The sequence below is a fragment of the Rhizobium sp. S163 genome (assembly GCF_030380805.1).
GTDB lineage: Bacteria > Pseudomonadota > Alphaproteobacteria > Rhizobiales > Rhizobiaceae > Rhizobium.
Genome location: NZ_JAUDSA010000018.1, coordinates 620383 through 637385 on the forward strand (window position 1 = coordinate 620383; position 17003 = coordinate 637385).

Annotated in this window: 13 protein-coding genes; 10 read left to right on the forward strand and 3 right to left on the reverse strand. The window is 61.9% G+C overall.

Annotated features, from left to right (window positions below):
• The first annotated feature begins 124 nt into the window (after positions 1-124).
• From QTL96_RS18640 to QTL96_RS18660, 5 genes are all read left to right on the forward strand, one after another.
• A complete protein-coding gene (locus QTL96_RS18640) occupies positions 125-1306 on the forward strand; it encodes an NAD(P)/FAD-dependent oxidoreductase (protein WP_289728690.1) in 1182 nt (393 codons plus the stop codon).
• A gap of 164 nt (positions 1307-1470) precedes the next feature.
• Positions 1471-1614, forward strand: a complete 144-nt coding sequence (locus QTL96_RS18645) for a hypothetical protein (RefSeq protein ID WP_018898475.1) — start codon at positions 1471-1473, stop codon at positions 1612-1614.
• A 300-nt stretch (positions 1615-1914) separates the two neighbouring features.
• Complete coding sequence (locus QTL96_RS18650; protein WP_289728691.1) at positions 1915-4443, forward strand: methyl-accepting chemotaxis protein; 2529 nt, start codon at positions 1915-1917, stop codon at positions 4441-4443.
• 194 nt (positions 4444-4637) lie between these two features.
• Entirely contained in the window at positions 4638-6488 is a 1851-nt protein-coding gene (locus QTL96_RS18655; RefSeq protein WP_289728692.1) for a methyl-accepting chemotaxis protein, read from the forward strand.
• 297 nt (positions 6489-6785) lie between these two features.
• A complete protein-coding gene (locus QTL96_RS18660; protein ID WP_289728693.1) occupies positions 6786-7655 on the forward strand; it encodes a LysR family transcriptional regulator in 870 nt (289 codons plus the stop codon).
• 32 nt (positions 7656-7687) lie between these two features.
• Here QTL96_RS18660 and QTL96_RS18665 read toward each other — a convergent pair whose 3' ends face one another.
• Positions 7688-7924: a hypothetical protein gene (locus tag QTL96_RS18665; protein ID WP_289728694.1), complete on the reverse strand. Its 237-nt coding sequence runs from the start codon at positions 7922-7924 to the stop codon at positions 7688-7690.
• 24 nt (positions 7925-7948) lie between these two features.
• Positions 7949-9238, reverse strand: coding sequence for an isocitrate lyase (gene aceA / locus QTL96_RS18670; protein ID WP_289728695.1), 1290 nt, complete (start codon positions 9236-9238; stop codon positions 7949-7951).
• Positions 9239-9432: 194 nt separating this feature from the next.
• On the opposite strand from aceA, the gene QTL96_RS18675 reads away from it, so the two are divergent.
• The 5 genes from QTL96_RS18675 (at position 9433) to QTL96_RS18695 (ending at position 15038) form a co-directional block, all read left to right on the forward strand.
• Positions 9433-10842 (forward strand): XRE family transcriptional regulator, encoded by a 1410-nt coding sequence (locus tag QTL96_RS18675; protein WP_289728696.1) that lies wholly within the window; start codon positions 9433-9435, stop codon positions 10840-10842.
• A gap of 127 nt (positions 10843-10969) precedes the next feature.
• The gene (locus tag QTL96_RS18680) at positions 10970-12067 is read left to right on the forward strand and encodes a polyamine ABC transporter substrate-binding protein (RefSeq protein ID WP_113009949.1); all 1098 of its coding nucleotides are present in this window, start codon (positions 10970-10972) and stop codon (positions 12065-12067) included.
• A 90-nt stretch (positions 12068-12157) separates the two neighbouring features.
• A complete protein-coding gene (locus tag QTL96_RS18685) occupies positions 12158-13300 on the forward strand; it encodes an ABC transporter ATP-binding protein (protein ID WP_289728697.1) in 1143 nt (380 codons plus the stop codon).
• Positions 13301-13304: 4 nt separating this feature from the next.
• Complete coding sequence (locus QTL96_RS18690) at positions 13305-14216, forward strand: ABC transporter permease subunit (RefSeq protein ID WP_113009951.1); 912 nt, start codon at positions 13305-13307, stop codon at positions 14214-14216.
• Positions 14217-14219: 3 nt separating this feature from the next.
• On the forward strand, positions 14220-15038 hold the full coding sequence (locus tag QTL96_RS18695) for an ABC transporter permease subunit (RefSeq protein ID WP_113009952.1): 819 nt from the start codon (positions 14220-14222) through the stop codon (positions 15036-15038).
• Here QTL96_RS18695 and QTL96_RS18700 read toward each other — a convergent pair whose 3' ends face one another.
• A complete protein-coding gene (locus tag QTL96_RS18700; RefSeq protein WP_289728698.1) occupies positions 15039-16931 on the reverse strand; it encodes an AsmA-like C-terminal region-containing protein in 1893 nt (630 codons plus the stop codon). It abuts the gene before it with no gap.
• Positions 16932-17003: the final 72 nt, after the last annotated feature.

A 17003-nucleotide genomic window follows, 5' to 3' on the forward strand; every position in this document is an offset into this window, starting at 1 on the left:
CACACCGGTTTGCGTTGATCTTGCGCCCATAATAACCGGAGTTTGGCAATTGGCGAGGGGGAACGCACGTTGACTTTCGCCTATTGATGGAAAAAGAAGACGCCTTTCGACGAAGGAAACAGCCGTGCAGCGAAGAAGCGATGTGATCGTGATAGGCGCGGGCGCCGCAGGCATGATGTGCGCCATCCGCGCCGGCCAGCGCGGCCGCTCGGTGGTCGTGCTGGATCACGCCAAGGCGCCCGGCGACAAGATCCGCATCTCCGGCGGCGGTCGCTGCAACTTCACCAATATCCACGCCTCGCCGAAGAATTTCCTCTCGGCCAATCCGCATTTCAGTAAATCGGCGCTCGCCCGCTTCACGCCATCGGACTTCGTTGCCATGGTCGATCGCCACAAGATCGCCTGGCACGAAAAGACGCTCGGCCAGCTGTTTTGCGATGACAGCGCGAAGGACATCATCCGCATGCTGCTGGACGAGATGCAGGCGGTTGGCGCAAGGCTCGAGTTGCGCACCGAGATTGTCGCGGTCGATAAGACCGAGGACGGCTTTCGCGTCTCGACCTCCGAGGGCGAGTATCACGCAACCTCGCTGGTGATCGCCACCGGCGGCAAGTCGATCCCGAAAATGGGCGCGACCGGTTTCGCCTATCGCATCGCCGAACAGTTCGGCCTGCCCCTCATCGAAACCCGCCCCGGCCTCGTGCCGCTGACGCTCGACCCGGCGCTGCTCGAAAGCGTCGCACCGCTCTCGGGGATTGCGGCCCCCGCCGAACTGCGCCACGGCAAGACCGCCTTTCGCGAAGCGCTGCTCTTCACCCATCGCGGCCTGAGCGGCCCGGCCATCCTGCAGATCTCCTCCTACTGGCGCGAGGGTGACGAGATCACCGTCGACATCGAGCCCGACGTCGATCTCCTCGCGCACCTGAAGGCGGCAAAGCAGGCGAACGGTCGGCAGTCGGCGCAGACGGCGCTCGGCGAGGTACTTCCCAAGCGCCTCGCGCAATATCTGACCGAGCGCGCCGGCGTCACCGGCAATATGGCGGACATGTCCGACAAGGTGCTGGCGCGCCTCGCCGATGCCGCGCAGAATTGGACGATCAAGCCTTCGGGCTCCGAGGGTTACCGCACGGCCGAGGTCACGCTTGGCGGCATCGATACCGCTGCGCTCGATTCCCGCAGCATGCAGGCCAAGGCGGTGCCCGGTCTCCACTTCATAGGCGAGTGCGTGGACGTCACCGGCTGGCTCGGCGGCTACAATTTCCAGTGGGCCTGGGCGTCGGGTGTCGCTGCTGGTGACAGTCTATAAAGCTTATTCTTCGTAGAGATGAAACCAGTTGAAGGATTCAAGAGTTCTTAAGCAGGGTGCGCCATCCTGTCCCGATGACGTGCTTAAATTGGCTTCCTAAATAAGGCTTTACGAGCACAGTCTTTTGTTGGATTGTTGTGACATAGAGAAGTGAGGTTCTGCAGATGAACAAGAACACACGACGCGCCCGCGCCATCGCAATTGCCAAGGCCCAGCCGGATACACGGCTTGTCGCAATCCGCTACTTCGTCCTGGCCGCCAGTGCCGCTGCCGCCGTCATGGCGCTCTTCCTTCCGCGAATGCTCTAAGGCACTCCCCTTCAAGGCAACGAGACCTTGCGGCGCATAGATGCGCCTGCACTATAAGCGCGCGAAAGCCCGGTTTGCTGCGATATCCGGCTACCTAAGCTTATATAAAAATTAACGCATCTTCGGCAAAGCTTTAGTATGACTTATGGGCGCCTCGCATCTTGCGTGGTGTGACAGGCAATGATTGCCGTCCGAGCATGCGCTCGCGATCCCCCATTGTTCCAAAATGTTCGATGCACTCAGCCGACGCGCAATCTCGCCGCCGGTGGGAGGAGTGGTGTATGGAAGGCCGGAACCCCCATGTTTATTGACAGGATTCTTTCCCGTTTCAGGATCAAGACCAAGGTCCTCATCTTTGTTTTGCCGTTTGTTTTAAGCATTTCAGCAGTCGGCTTCACCGGCCTTTATGCGTCCGGCCTGCTTCAGGGCCGGATGGAGATCTCCAACAGCGTCCTTCAGTCGCTGAGCGGTTTCAAGGATCTCTTCGGCTCCATGGACGATTTCCTGCGTGTGACTAATGAAGAAGCGCGCGACAAGCTCTACGCCGATGTCTCCACCCAGCATGCGACGCTGAGCGCCACGCTGAAGCAGATCGGCGACAATGCCGGCCGCGCCAATCTGCAGGCCGCGACCGATGGAACCTCCGGTATTTCCGACACCGTCGGCAAGCTCTGGACCCTGCACGAACAGGAAGTCGCCCTGCGCAAATCGATCGACGAAGCACAGAAGGTGATGATCTCCAGCCGCTTTAACGTCAATTACGACGCCCAGCAGCTGCAGGAAAACATTCGCAACGACGAAGGCAACGCCACCGCGACGCTGCGCGCCGCCGACCGGCTCCTGAAGGGCGGTGATGCGCTGGCAACCGTGATGGCCGATTTCGGCAAGGCGCAACTGCCGGCCGACAAGCTCAAGGTGGTTACCGATGCGCTCCCAGGCATCCTGAAAGCCCAGCGCCTGATCGAGATCTCCGTCCCGCAGAACCAGAAGAGCATGACGCAGTCGCTCGCTCAGACGATCAGCGATGTGAAGGCGCAGGCGACCGCCGCCGACGCCGGCACCGATGAGGCGATCGCCAATCTCGGCCGTCTCGTTTCGCGCTTCCGCCAGATGTCGACCTACACCCAGCTGACAGCAACGCAGATGATGCGTGCCGCCACGACCACCTTCGTCGAGCTTGACAGCCGTATCGCACAGACAAACTCCGTGCTGGAAGACACGCGCCGCCTCGAAAGCGCGATCTATTCGCTGCAGCTCGTGCTCGGCGAATTCGCCGCCAAGCCGGACAAGGACAACCGCGTTCGCCTGCACCAGGAAATCGCCACCCTCGGCACCAACCTCAACACGCTGCTCGCCAGCGCCAAGGGCATGAATTTCGCCGAAGATATCGTCGCCGCCATGTCGCCGGCGCTTGCCTCGATGGACAAGGATGCCGAAAGCCTCGTCGCCACCATCGAGCAGCGCGTCGCCGACTACGCTTCCGCCCGCACGCAGCTGAACGCCGTCTGGGGCGAGCTTACAGCCTTCGCCGAGCTGCAGAAGCAGACGGCCGGCGTCGAGCGCACCCAGGCCAACGGCATCTCCGTCCTCACGACCGGTCTCGGCATCCTGCTGTCTGTCGTCGGCGGCATCGCGCTCGTCCTGACCCTGCAGCGGCCGATCGGCCAGATCACGTCAGCCATGCGCCGCATCGCCGATGGCGCGCTCGACACCAGCATATCAGGTGAACAGCGCCACGACGAAATCGGCGACATGGCCCGCGCGCTCGGCATCTTCAAGGAAAACGCGATCTCCAAGATCCGTATCGAGGAGCAGAGCGACGAGGAGCGCGCTGCTTCCGAGCACGAGCGCCAGCGCAACGACGCCGAAAAGCGCGAGATGGACCGCCAGATCGAGTTCGCCGTCAACGCACTTGCATCGGGTCTCGAGCGCATGTCGCAGGGCGATATCTCGACCACGATCGACACGCCCTTCATCGGCCGTCTGGAGCAGCTTCGCCAGGATTTCAACGGCTCGATGATGCGCCTCCAGGCAACAATGAGCCAGATCCGCGACAACGTCGAAATGATCCAGGGCAATGGCAACCAGATGGCCCAGTCGGCCGAGGATCTCGCCAAGCGCACCGAAAACCAGGCCGCCTCGCTGGAAGAGACGGCAGCCGCCGTGGACCAGATCACCGTCACCGTGCGTTCGTCCGCCGAACGCGCCAAGGAGGCCGATCAGGTCGTGCGTCAGGCCAAGCGCAGTGCCGATGATTCCGCGACCGTCGTCAACAATGCGATCGACGCGATGACCCGCATCGAGGAAGCCTCGCAGCAGATCGAGCAGATCATCGGCGTCATCGACGAGATCGCCTTCCAGACCAACCTTCTGGCGCTCAATGCCGGCATCGAGGCTGCGCGCGCCGGGGAAGCTGGCAAGGGCTTCGCCGTCGTCGCCATGGAAGTCCGCGAACTGGCGCAGCGCTCGGCCGCTGCCGCGCAGGAGATCAAGGGGCTGATCAATAAGTCGACCAACGAAGTGAATTCCGGTTCGCAGTTCGTGCAGCAGACCGGCACGGTGCTGGCAAAGATCAGCACCCAGATCGTCGCCATCAGCGAGCATGTCGAAGTCATCGCCCGTGCCAGCCACGATCAGTCCGGCGCGCTGCAGGAGGTCAACACCACGGTCAACCAGATGGACCAGATGACCCAACAGAACGCCGCGATGGTCGAGGAAACCACGGCCGCCAGCCGCGAGCTTGCCAACGAAGCCGACGCTCTCCTCAGCCTCATCAGGCAGTTCAAGATCGACAGCGGTAGCCAGGAGAAGGTCTACCGCGCTGCCTGATCGCGGCAGATACTTTCGATAGGAACATGCGATGGCTCCGGAAACGGAGCCATTTGCGTTTCTCCGGTGCGGATATGCAGGAAATCATCCATGCATTTTTGTTTGCGCAGACATGACACCCGTCAGTTTTCATGGGATTTATCTTAAAACTTTAGCACTAATTTCGGCCCCGATTATTCCTCAGGGGTCTTTGTATGCTTCGCTTCTTCTCAGCGTCTATTGTTCGGCAAATCGTCGCGATTACGCTTGCTCTTCTGGTCTTCAGTACAGCGGCGATTGTTTCTGTAACTTACTACAATCTTAGCGCGTACGTCATGACCAGCGCGGTTACCGATGCCAAGGACGCAAGTCGCGCCATGGCGGTGCTCTATGCGGCTGGCGATCCGGCCGCGAAGGTCGATGTTCGCGACAATAAGCTGGTCGCCGTCAGCGAAGAGAAGCTGCCGGCGTCGCTCAGCGACCACGCGCTTGTCGATCGCACCGCCGCCTCCATCGCCGGCTACGCTACGGTGTTCGAGCGTCAGGGCGATGACTACGTCCGCGTCTCGACGAACGTTAAGAAGGAAAACGGCGAGCGTGCCGTCGGCACCAAGCTTGCCGCCGGACACCCGGCGCAGGCGGCTCTCGCCAAGGGTGAAGCCTATTACGGCCCGGCCGATCTCTTCGGCAAGAAGTTCATGACCGGCTATTTCCCGGTCAAGAGTGCAGCGGGCGCCACCGTCGGCGTCCTCTTCATCGGCATTCCGATGGAAGTCTACTACAGCAGCCTGCAGCAGCTCCTGACCCTGGTTGTCGGCGTCGGCCTCGCGGTCCTGCTGATCGTCGGCGTCATCGCATACTTCGCGATCCGAGCCACCATCCGTCCGCTCGAGACGCTGACGGGTGCCATCAACACGATCTCGTCTGGAAATCTCGATACGAAGATTCCCTGCACCGCAAAGGAGAACGAGTTCGGAGCGATCGGCAAAGCGCTCGCTCTGTTCCAGGACGGCGCCCGCGCTCGTCTGACGCTGGAAACACAGGCGGCCGAACAGCGCGCCTTCAGCGACGCGGAGCGCAGCCGCAACGATGCCGAAAAGCGCACGCTTGACGACCAGATCCAGTTTGCCGTCACCGAGCTCGCGGCGGGCCTCGGTCGCCTGTCGCGCGGCGATGTCTCGGAAATGATCCAAACGCCCTTCGTCGGCCGTCTCGAGCAGTTGCGCGTGGATTTCAACGCCTCGCTCGAGCGTCTGCAGGATACGCTTTCGCGCATCCGCGATAACGCGGCGACGATCCACCGCAATTCCGGCTCCATGCTCCACTCGGCCGATGAGCTCTCCAAGCGCACCGAAGCCCAGGCCGCAAGCCTGGAAGAAACCGCTGCTGCCGTGGAAGAGATTACCGTCACCGTCCGCTCGTCTGCCGAACGCGCCCGCGAGGCAAACAGCGCCGTTGTCGTTACCAAGAAGACGGCGGACAGCTCGACTGTCGTGGTCGGCGATACCGTCGCCGCGATGGACCGCATCGAAGCGGCGTCCAAGCAGATCGAGCAAATCATCGAGGTGATCGACGACATCGCCTTCCAGACCAACCTCTTGGCGCTGAACGCCGGTATCGAGGCGGCGCGCGCCGGGGAAGCCGGCAAGGGCTTCGCGGTCGTTGCCATGGAAGTGCGCGAGCTCGCCCAGCGCTCGGCCGATGCCGCGCGCGAGATCAAGAGCCTGATCGAAACCTCGACCCGCGAAGTCGCGGCAGGCTCGGGACTGGTCCAGAAGACCGGCTCGGTTCTGGCCTCGATCAGCAGCGAGATCATCGCGATCAGCAAGCACGTCGAAACCATCGCCACCGCCAGCGCCGACCAGTCGGCCGCCCTGCAGGAAGTCAACAGCTCCGTCAACGCGATGGATCAGATGACGCAGAAGAACTCGGCCATGGTCGAGGAGACCACCGAGCAGAGCCGCCAGCTGGCGAGCGAAGCCGATGCGCTCATGTCGCTGATACAGCAGTTCCGCATCGATGCGTCTTCGGCGCCCCAGCAGGTCCGCATGCGAAACGCTGCCTGATCGGTTCTCCATCAGGTTTGATCATCGAAGGGCTGCCCGTTGGGCGGCCCTTTTTCATGGGCAGCAAGGCGAGAAGGCGAGCGGCGAAGCGCTCGAGCTTCGACTGTCCGTAGCTCTGGTAGAAGGCTTCCTCTTCCCGCGCACGATACGGGTCGAAATTCCTCTCGTTGAGTTTCGCGAGCTCGATGAAGGCCAATAGCTCAATCATGACGGTGTCCTTTCCAAGTGAAGATGGACACAGGGTATTCGCCAAAATTCGCTTCATAAACGCAAGAAATCCCACTATGTTTTTCACTCATGAAAAGCACGCAATGGGATTCCCTTCAGCTCTTCCTGCAGGTGGCGCGCCTCGGCGGTCTGACGGGGGCGGCGGCCGCAAGCGGGCTCAGCCCCGCCACCATCGGCCGGCGAATGCTTGATCTCGAGCAGGAGATCGGCCGAACGCTCTTTTCCCGCAGCCAGACCGGCTACCGGCTGACGCCGGATGGCCAGGCCCTGCTCGATCATCTGAAGGACATGGAGGCTGCCGCCCGCAAGGTGGATGCGTGGCGCCAGGCAAGCAGCGTCGGAGCGACCGTGCGGATTGCCGCCGGCACCTGGGTGGCCTGGCTGATGGCCGAGAATTTTGGCGCGATCCGCCTGCCCGGCGACCATTTCGCGGTGTCGCTGACGATAGGCGAGGCGCGCGCCAACCTGAACTACCGCGAGATCGATATCGGCATCCGCGCCTTCGAGCCGGAGGAAAACAATCTCGCCGCACGGCTATTGGGCGAGGTAGCTTACGCCGTCTATGCCAGGCGCAATGCCGGCGAACAGGAAGAGCGCTGGCTGGCCGTGACAGAGGAGGATGCTATCTCCAACTATCTGCGCTGGCCGCACCGCAATGCCGCGGGCGCCATCGTCGCCACCGTCAACCGCCCGCGCTCGCTGCTCGATCTCGTCCGCGCGGGCGCCGGCAAGGCGGTGCTGCCCTGCTTCGTCGGCGATCTTGATCCAGACCTGCAGCGTCTCGGCCCGGAACTACCGGACTTGCGCCACCAGCAATGGATCGTCATGAACAACGAAGACCGGCATCGCCAGGAAATTCGCACCGTTGCAGATCGCATGACCAAGCTGCTGAAAAGCTACGGCGATCTCTTCGCGGGAAAGCGCCCCAGCCGAAGCTGAGGCGCCGCGTTGCAGGGCGGATTGGGGGCTAGTCAGCTCCGGCCGGCAACAATGATGGGGATCAGCAAGTCACCCCAGTTGCCATCGCCGCCGTGGTGGCGGGCCGAGCGGACGATCTCGACCGAAACACCGGCGTCGACCGCCTTCATGACCGACTGGTTCAGCCGGTGCAGATCATTGGCGAGCATGCGGATCATGCCTTGCTGATCCGGTGTCATGCTGGTGGATTGTTCCTCTGCGCGTTCCTTGACGCGTGCAAGCGTAGGCATGGCTTTCTCCTCCTTTGATCGATGTTACTCGGCTGCTGGCTTGAACTGTGCGTGCTCGGTCGATTCCCCCATTGCCGTGGTCGAGGACCGCCCGCCTGTGATTGCCATCGATACGGCGTCGAAATAGCCGGTGCCGACCTCGCGCTGATGCTTGGTCGCCGTGTAGCCATTTACTTCAGCGGCAAATTCCGCCTGCTGCAGCTCCGAATAAGCAGCCATCTGCCGATCCTTGTAGCCGCGGGCGAGTTCGTACATGCCGAAGTTCAGCTGGTGGAAGCCCGCCAGCGTGATGAACTGGAACTTGTAGCCCATCGCACCGAGCTCACGCTGGAACTTCGCGATCGTCGCGTCGTCGAGGTTCTTTTTCCAGTTGAACGACGGCGAGCAGTTGTAGGCCAAAAGTTTGCCCGGATGCACCTTGTGTACACCCTCGGCAAACCGGCGCGCCTGTTCCAGATCCGGCTTCGAGGTTTCGCACCAGATCAGGTCGCAATGCGGCGCATAGGCGACGGCACGCGCGATGCAGGGCTCCAGCCCGTTGCGCACCTGATAGAAGCCTTCGACCGTACGGCCGGCATCGTAATCGACGAAAGGCTGGTCGCGCTCGTCGATATCGGAGGTCAACAGTTTGGCGGCTTCCGCGTCGGTGCGGGCGATGACGAGCGTCGGCACCCCCATGACGTCGGCGGCAAGGCGCGCGGCGTCGAGATTGCGGATATGGGCGGCCGTCGGGATCAGAACCTTGCCGCCGAGATGGCCGCACTTCTTTTCCGACGCCAGCTGGTCCTCGAAATGGACCCCCGCGACGCCGGCCTCGATATAAGCCTTCATAATCTCGAAGGCGTTGAGCGGCCCGCCGAACCCGGCTTCGGCATCGGCAACGATCGGCGCGAACCATGTCTCGACCGAAAGCCCCTTGTCTTCCGAGGTCTCGATCTGGTCGGCGCGCTGCAGGGTTCTGTTGATCCGCTTGGCAAGCTCCGGCCCGGCATTGGCGGGATAGAGCGACTGATCGGGATACATCGCCGATGCCGTGTTGGAATCGGCCGCGACCTGCCAGCCCGATAGATAGATCGCCTTCAGCCCGGCGCGGACCATCTGCATGGCCTGGTTACCGGAAAGCGCGCCGAGCGCGTTGACGAAGTCGTCCTGATGCAGCAGCTGCCAGAGCCGGTTGGCGCCCATTTCGGCCAGCGAGTAACGAAGCTCGACCGATCCGCGCAGCCTTTTCACATCAGCGGCCGAATAGGGACGCTCGATGCCGGCGAAGCGGTTGGCGGGGATATTCCGGTGAAGCTTGTCAAACTCTGTCATGTCTTCCTCCTTGCATAACATCATGGCCATCTGGCTGATTGACAGGATTTACAAATCATCAGGAAATGGCCAGAGTTAACTGGAGAAACGCGATGGAATAGGGGTCGCGATGCAAAGAACATGACAAGTTTTGGCAGTAAATTTGTCAAGTTTTGTAAATTCTGCGACCCGGATATTCTGTAAAGGATTGTCACATGGCTGAGCGCAAGATGTTTGCCGGTCCCAAGGTCCGCCGTATCCGAAACGGTCTCGGCGTCACGCAGGCGGCGATGGCCGAGGCGCTGGAGATCTCGCCGTCCTATCTCAACCTGATTGAGCGCAACCAGCGCCCGCTGACCGTCCAGCTGCTGCTCAAGCTCGCCGCGGTCTACAAGGTCGACCTGGAGGAACTGCGCGCCGAAAGCGGCGGCAGCCTCACTCAGCTGAAGGAAGTCTTCGCCGATCCGCTGCTATCGGGCGAGCTGCCGGGCGATCAGGAGCTGGTCGAAGTCGCGGAAGCGGCGCCCAATGCGGCAAGCGGCGTCATCAAGCTCTACCGCGCCTACCGGGAACAGGCGGCGCGCCTCTCCGATCTCACGCTTCTGAGCGCCGGCGAGGGGCAGGTGCCGCTTTCGGGCGCGCGGCTGCCGGCCGATGAAGTGCGCGATGTGCTGGAGCGCCGTTCGGCCTATTTTCCGCGCATCGAAACGGCGGCGGAAGCGTTCCTGCATGCGCTCTCCGACCCCCGCGATATCATCTCGACATTCAAGGAGTGGCTGCGCGCCCAGCGCGGCATCGGCGTTCGTGTTCTCCCCATCCACGTCATGCCGGATCTCCGCCGCCGTTTCGATCGTCACTCCATGCGGCTCTTCATTTCCGAGCGCCTGTCGCCGGCCGATCAGGCGCAGGAGATCGCCATCGAAGTCGCGACGCTGGCGCTGCGCGAGGCGATCGTGAGCGAGCTCGAAGGCCTGATGCTCTCCACCGAGGAGGCGAGGCGCATCGCCCGCTTCGAACTCGCTCGCTATGCGGCGCTGGCGCTGACCATGCCCTACGCGCCCTTCCTCGCCGCAGCCCAGGCGGCGTCCTACGACATCGATATCCTGCGCGTCCGCTTCAATGTCTCCTTCGCGCAGGCGGCGACCCGGCTGACCATGCTGCAGCGCCCCGGCGCGTCGGCGGTCTCCTTTTTCACCATGGAGATCGATGGCGCCGGTCATCGGCTGCGGCGCTCAGGATCGCAAGGCTTCCCGCATCTGCGCTTTGGCGGCGACTGTCCCAAGCTCAACGTCCATGTCGCGCTGCTCCAGCCCGGACAAATCCTCGCCGAGATGGTCGAGATGCCGGACAATAGCCGCTACCTCACCATCTCCCGCACGCTTGAGGGGCCGAACGCGCCGTTCGGCGAGCGCGTCCGCCGCACGGCGCTTCTCGTCGGTTGTGATATTTTTGCGGGCGAGGGGACGGTCTACGGCAAGGCGGTTTCCGCGCAAAAGGCGATCACAACGGGCTCGGGCTGTCGTCTCTGCGAAAGGCGGGGCTGTCTCTCGCGCGCCGAGCCGCCTGTCACCCGTCCGTTGGGGCTCGATGAGATGGTCTCGGGCCTCAGCAGCTTCGACTTCTAATCAAGGCGAAATCATTGAGAGTGCAGGATTTTGCGCTTGTCGGCTCCATAAATCCTTTCTAGTCTGCAACCAAAACCAGAGGGAAGCATCCGCGCAAACGGTGCCCAAACAAAAAGCAGGAGATAGCATGAGGTCAATTCTCGCAAAGCTCGCGGCCACGGCTCTCGTGACTGGGCTTTCGATCACGCCATCCGTTGCCGCGGATCGCGTCGTCAACGTCTACAACTGGTCCGATTATATCGACAGTTCCATCCTCGAAGATTTCACCAAGGAAACCGGCATCAAGGTCGTCTACGACACCTTCGACAGCAACGAGACGGTGGAAACCAAGCTTCTGGCAGGCGGTACCGGCTATGACGTTGTCGTTCCGACGGCCGACTTCCTGCAGCGCCAGATTCAGGCCGGCGTGTTCCAGAAGCTCGACAAGTCGAAGCTGCCGAACATCACCAACATGTGGGACGTGATCCAGCAGCGCACCGCGAGCTACGATCCCGGCAACGAATATGCCGTGGACTACATGTGGGGCACCGATGGCATCGGCTATAATGTAAAGAAGGTCGCTGAAATCCTCGGCCCCGACGTCAAGCCGGGCCTGGAAGTGATCTTCGATCCGAAGGTCGCCGCCAAGTTCAAGGATTGCGGCATCTACGTGCTCGACACGCCGAAGGATGTGCTGTCCACCGCGCTGCACTATCTTGGCCTTGATCCGAATTCCAAGAATCCGGAGGATTTCAAGAAGGTCGAAGAGCTGATGACCTCGGTTCGACCCTTCATCCGCAAGTTCCACTCGTCGGAATACATCAACGCGCTTGCCAACGGCGACATCTGCATCGCCTTCGGCTATTCGGGTGACGTTCTGCAGGCGCGCGACCGTGCCGTTGAAGCCAAGAACGGCGTCGAGGTGAACTACTCGATCCCGTCGCAGGGCGCCCAGATGTGGTTCGACATGATGGCGATCCCGGCCGATGCTCCGCATGTCGCCGAGGCCCACGAATTCATCAATTACATGATGAAGCCCGAAGTCATCGCCAAGGCCAGCGACTACGTCTTCTACGCCAACGGCAACAAGGCCTCGCAGCAGTTCGTGAGCAAGGATGTCCTGGAAGACCCGGCGATCTACCCGACCGAGGATATCATGGGCAAGCTCTTCACCATCTCTCCGTGGGATCCGAAAACGCAGCGCACGGCGACGCGGCTCTGGACCAAGATCGTCACCGGCCAGTAAGACCATCAGGCCCGGGCGGCAACGACCGGGCCTTTTTATATGCCGATCGTGGGGACGGCGGCTTTTGAGAATGATTTTTCGGGGAACACGATGAAGTCACTTGGCAATACCCGCCGTTCATTTGCGCCGTGGACAGATCCGGCAGCTAAGCCTTTCATATCCTTCAAGAACGTCACCAAGCGTTTCGGCGATTTCACCGCCGTCGACGATCTGTCTCTCGACATCTATCACCGCGAGTTCTTCGCGCTGCTCGGCGCATCGGGCTGCGGCAAGTCCACGCTGCTGCGCATGCTTGCTGGTTTCGAGCAGCCGACCTCTGGCGAGATCATTCTGGATGGCACCGACTTGGCCGGAACGCCGCCCTATAAGCGCCCGGTCAACATGATGTTCCAGTCCTACGCGCTCTTTCCGCACATGACGGTCGAAAAGAACATCGCCTTCGGCCTGCGCCAGGACGGCATGGGCAAGGACGAGATCGGCGAACGCGTGCTGCAGATGCTGAAGATGGTGAAGCTGGAGAAATTCGCCTCCCGCAAGCCCAACCAGCTTTCCGGTGGTCAGCGTCAGCGCGTGGCGCTTGCCCGTTCGCTTGCTAAGCGCCCCAAGGTGCTGCTGCTCGACGAACCGCTCGGCGCGCTCGACAAGAAGCTGCGCGAGGAAACCCAGTTCGAGCTGATGGACCTGCAGCAGAACCTCGGCCTCACCTTCGTCGTCGTCACCCACGACCAGGAAGAAGCGATGACCATGGCCGACCGCATCGCGGTCATGAGCCACGGCAAGGTCATCCAGGTGGCGACGCCGGCCGAGATCTACGAGGCCCCCAACTCCCGCTTCGTGGCCGACTTTATCGGCGACGTGAACATCTTCGATGGCAAGATCACTGCCTCCGATGCCAATAGCGTCGAGATGTCAATCGACGAGAGCCTGACCATCAAGCTATCTGGCGCAGAGCCGCTGCCGGTCGGAAGCGCCGCCGGCTTCGCCATCCGTCCCGAAAAGCTGAAGGTGACGCGCACCCCGCCGGCCAACCCCGGCGTCAATGCCGCCTCGGGCGAGCTCTGGGACATCGCCTATCTCGGCGACATGACGGTCTTCCACGTGAAGCTGAAGAGCGGCAAGGTGGTCAAGGCGTCGTCGCTGAACGCGCAGCGCGCGGTTGATGATCCCTTCGTCTACGATCAGGAAGTCTGGGTCACCTTCGCCGAGGACGCCGGCGTTCTGTTGAAGGATTGACGCCATGGGCAAGCTCGGATCATCCGTCTACAACCGCCTCGTCATCATCGTCCCCTACGTCTGGCTGCTGCTCTTCTTCCTGGCGCCGTTCTTCATCGTCTTCCGCATCTCGCTGTCGACGACGGCAATCGCAATGCCACCATACGAGCCGGTGTTTTCGCTGGCCGATGGCTGGGCCGATTTCTGGGAGAAGGTGTCGAGCTTCTCTTTCGACAATTACAGCTATCTGATCGACGATCCGCTCTACTTCAACGCCTATCTATCCAGCGTCATCATCGCCGGCATCTCCACGCTGCTGACGCTGCTGATCGCCTATCCGATCGCCTACGGCATGGCCAACGCCCCGCGCAGCATCCGCCCGACGCTGCTGATGCTGGTCATCCTGCCGTTCTGGACGAGCTTCCTGATCCGCGTCTACGCCTGGATTGCCATCCTGAAGCCCGAAGGGCTGCTCAACCAGCTGCTGCAGTCGCTGCATATTATCGACAGCCCGTTGATCATCCTCAACACCAACGTCGCCGTCTATATCGGCATCGTCTATTCCTATCTGCCCTTCATGGTCCTGCCGCTCTATTCCGCGCTGGAGAAGATGGACGGCACGCTTATCGAGGCGGCACAGGATCTCGGTTGCCCGCCGATCACAGCTTTCTGGCGCGTGACCTTCCCGCTGTCGCTTCCCGGCGTCGTCGCCGGCTGCATGCTAGTCTTCATCCCCGCCGTCGGCGAGTTCGTCATCCCCGATCTGCTCGGTGGATCGCAGACGCTGATGATCGGCAAGACACTGTGGAACGAGTTCAACGCCAATCGCGACTGGCCGGTCTCCTCGGCCGTGGCGACCATCTTGCTTCTCATCCTGGTGATCCCGATCGTGTTCTTCCAGAATGCGCAGGCCAAAGCCGATGAGCAGGGGAGATAGGCCATGATGAAATGGACCCGCTTCAACGTCGCCTCCGTGACACTCGGCTTCGCCTTCCTCTATCTGCCGATCGTGCTTCTCGTCGTCTTCTCGTTCAACGAATCGAAGCTCGTCACCGTCTGGGGCGGCTTCTCGACCAAGTGGTACGTGTCGCTCTTCCAGAACCAGGCGCTGCTCGACGCCGCCTGGGTGACACTCAGGGTTGGTGTGCTCTCGGCCACCGCGGCGACCATTCTCGGTACGCTCGCCGCCATCACGCTGGTGCGCTACACGCGCTTCCGCGGCCGCATGCTCTTCTCCGGCATGGTCTACGCGCCGCTGGTCATGCCCGAAGTCATCACCGGCCTGTCGCTGCTGCTGCTTTTCGTGGCAATCGGCTTCGACCGCGGCTTTTGGACCATCACGTTGGCGCATACGACGCTCACCATGTGCTTCGTCGCCGTCGTCGTGCAGTCGCGCCTGCTGACCTTCGATCGGTCGATCGAGGAGGCAGCGCTTGATCTCGGCTCGCCGCCGGTGCGCACCTTCTTCGAGATCACGCTGCCGATCATCGCGCCCGCCGTGGCGTCCGGCTGGATCCTCGCCTTCACCCTGTCACTGGACGATCTCGTCATCGCCAGCTTCACCTCAGGGCCCGGCGCCACCACGCTGCCGATGAAGATCTACAGCCAGGTGCGCCTCGGCGTCACGCCCGAGATCAACGCGGTCTGCACGCTGCTGATTGCCATCGTCGCAGTTGGCGTCATCTGCGCATCGGTCATCACCAAGCGGCGCGAGCTGCAGCGTGAGAGGGATGAGCGGGCGGCGGCGAACGCGCCGTGATTACTTCGTAGCGCCTTCCTGCGGCGGCTGCTGGTTGCCCGGCAACGCCGAAAGGACCGGATCCGGCCAGGAGCCGCCGACGAAGAACGGCAGCACAGGGAAGGCCGCGTCGTTAACGGGATCGGTGGCAATGATCTTGCCTGATAGCGCGAGCCCGCTCGACTTGTAGGGAATGACACCCGACAGCGTGATTGTCTCCTGCGGCCCTTCGATCCGGCCGCGCTTGATCTGCGCGGCCCCGTCGTCGAGATCGGCCGCGATATCCAGGCGATCGAACGCGAAGGCGCGATGCGAGACAGCGCTCAAAGCAAAGAATTCCGCCTTCGCCGCTTCGCTGCGCACCGCCTCGGAATCAAACCCGGGCAGTGAGCCTGATTGCATGCGAAAATGAATGTTGCCGGTGACATCAGCCGGTCCCGCCTTCCAGATCGGCAGCGCGGTGCGCACGGCAAGGTCGAGCGAGCCGGTTGCAAGCGGCAGCGGCCCCTTCAGGTTCAGGCGTTCGATCAAGCTGGCGAAATCCGCGCCGCGGATCGACATTTGCAGCTTGCCGCCGCCATCGAAGTCGCCGCGTGTCGTCTCGATATGGGCAGTCAGCGAGCCGCCCTCGAATTGGCTGTCGCCGACGTCGAACCGCGCCTCGTTGCTGGAAACGATAATGCTGGCGCCGACATTGGAGAGCTTGAAGGGAATGAGATCGGCCTGCTTGGCAGACAGGCGCAGGTCGATATCGAGCTGCTGCAAGGCTCCGCCGTCTGGCGGCCCATGGTCTTCGCCGGCCACGAGCCGCACCACGAAGGCATCGAACAGGGATTTGAAGTTGATCTGATCGAAGGCCAGCGTGCCGCCGAGCTTGGCGCGCTTGCCAGGCACGAAGCTCACATCCATGGCGCCGTTGGCGTTCGAGCCGTTCATCCCGAGCGTTAGGTTGTCGAAGCGAAAGCCGTTCGCCGACGACGTCACATCGCTGTCGATGGAAAATGCCTTGAGGGTCGCCGCGTCGGGCAGCGCACGCCCCGCCCATGTCAGCAAGGCCGGCAGATCCGGAATGCCGACGGACATCGTGCCCTGCAGGCTGAAGAGATGGGCAATGTTGGCGACCCCATCGAACTTGGCCGTGACGAGGTTCGATGTCAGCGCGGCCCTCAGCGGCGCGTTCTTGCCGCCGAAGGTCAGCAACGGGCTGCGCGACGAGAAGTCCAGCTTCAGGTCGAGGCCATTTGTGCGAGCGATCAGCACCGCGCCGATCGGGCTCGACAGGCGTGGCCAGCCGATATCGGCGGTCACGCCATCGAAGCGGTAGGTCTTGCCACTGGCGACATCGGTCACGTTCAAGGTGCCGTCTTCGACCGTGATGGTGCCGATGTCGGCATCCAGCGTCGTGTCGAGCGTCTCCTCGCCGTTCTTTTCCTGCGCGCCGGCGATCGCCTGCGCCAACTGGCCGTCATTCGTCCAGTCGATCGTGCCATCGCGCTCGCGGGTCAAAAGCAGGTTGGGGCGCAGGATATGGAATTCGTGGAAGCTCGCCTTGCCCCTGAAGGCATCGATCAGGCTGAACTCGGCCGAAATGCTTTCGATGGTGCCGAGCAGCTTGTTGTTGGCGTCCTTCTGGCGCACCGCGATCTTGTTGACGGTGATGCGCGGCGTCGGCCAGAACTCGATGACAGGTGATCCGGAAATCTCGGCATTATAGCCCGTCCATCGCGAAAGCCTGTCCTCGATGCCGGAGCGCACGAGCCCGGTCGAGATCACATAGGGGCCAGCCACCCGAAGCGAAACGAAGACGGCAAGAAAGACCAACAGCGAGATCGTCGCGACGCGGGCGACACCCGGCAGCCAACGAGAGACGGGCCTGATTTTTATCCGCCGCGGCGGTGGTCGGGACGTACCCATGCGTTTCGCCAGTCTTTCGACATCTGCCCGTTAATGTACTGAAATTCCGGATATATCAAATGCCGGGCGGTT

Coding starts and splice junctions, on each gene's coding strand:
- aceA (WP_289728695.1), bottom strand. CDS start 9,238: ATGACAGAGTTTGACAAGCTTCACCGGAATATCCCCGCCAACCGCTTC.
- QTL96_RS18655 (WP_289728692.1), top strand. CDS start 4,638: ATGCTTCGCTTCTTCTCAGCGTCTATTGTTCGGCAAATCGTCGCGATT.
- QTL96_RS18660 (WP_289728693.1), top strand. CDS start 6,786: ATGAAAAGCACGCAATGGGATTCCCTTCAGCTCTTCCTGCAGGTGGCG.
- QTL96_RS18695 (WP_113009952.1), top strand. CDS start 14,220: ATGATGAAATGGACCCGCTTCAACGTCGCCTCCGTGACACTCGGCTTC.
- QTL96_RS18680 (WP_113009949.1), top strand. CDS start 10,970: ATGAGGTCAATTCTCGCAAAGCTCGCGGCCACGGCTCTCGTGACTGGG.
- QTL96_RS18665 (WP_289728694.1), bottom strand. CDS start 7,924: ATGCCTACGCTTGCACGCGTCAAGGAACGCGCAGAGGAACAATCCACC.
- QTL96_RS18645 (WP_018898475.1), top strand. CDS start 1,471: ATGAACAAGAACACACGACGCGCCCGCGCCATCGCAATTGCCAAGGCC.
- QTL96_RS18675 (WP_289728696.1), top strand. CDS start 9,433: ATGGCTGAGCGCAAGATGTTTGCCGGTCCCAAGGTCCGCCGTATCCGA.
- QTL96_RS18650 (WP_289728691.1), top strand. CDS start 1,915: ATGTTTATTGACAGGATTCTTTCCCGTTTCAGGATCAAGACCAAGGTC.
- QTL96_RS18700 (WP_289728698.1), bottom strand. CDS start 16,931: ATGGGTACGTCCCGACCACCGCCGCGGCGGATAAAAATCAGGCCCGTC.
- QTL96_RS18690 (WP_113009951.1), top strand. CDS start 13,305: ATGGGCAAGCTCGGATCATCCGTCTACAACCGCCTCGTCATCATCGTC.
- QTL96_RS18685 (WP_289728697.1), top strand. CDS start 12,158: ATGAAGTCACTTGGCAATACCCGCCGTTCATTTGCGCCGTGGACAGAT.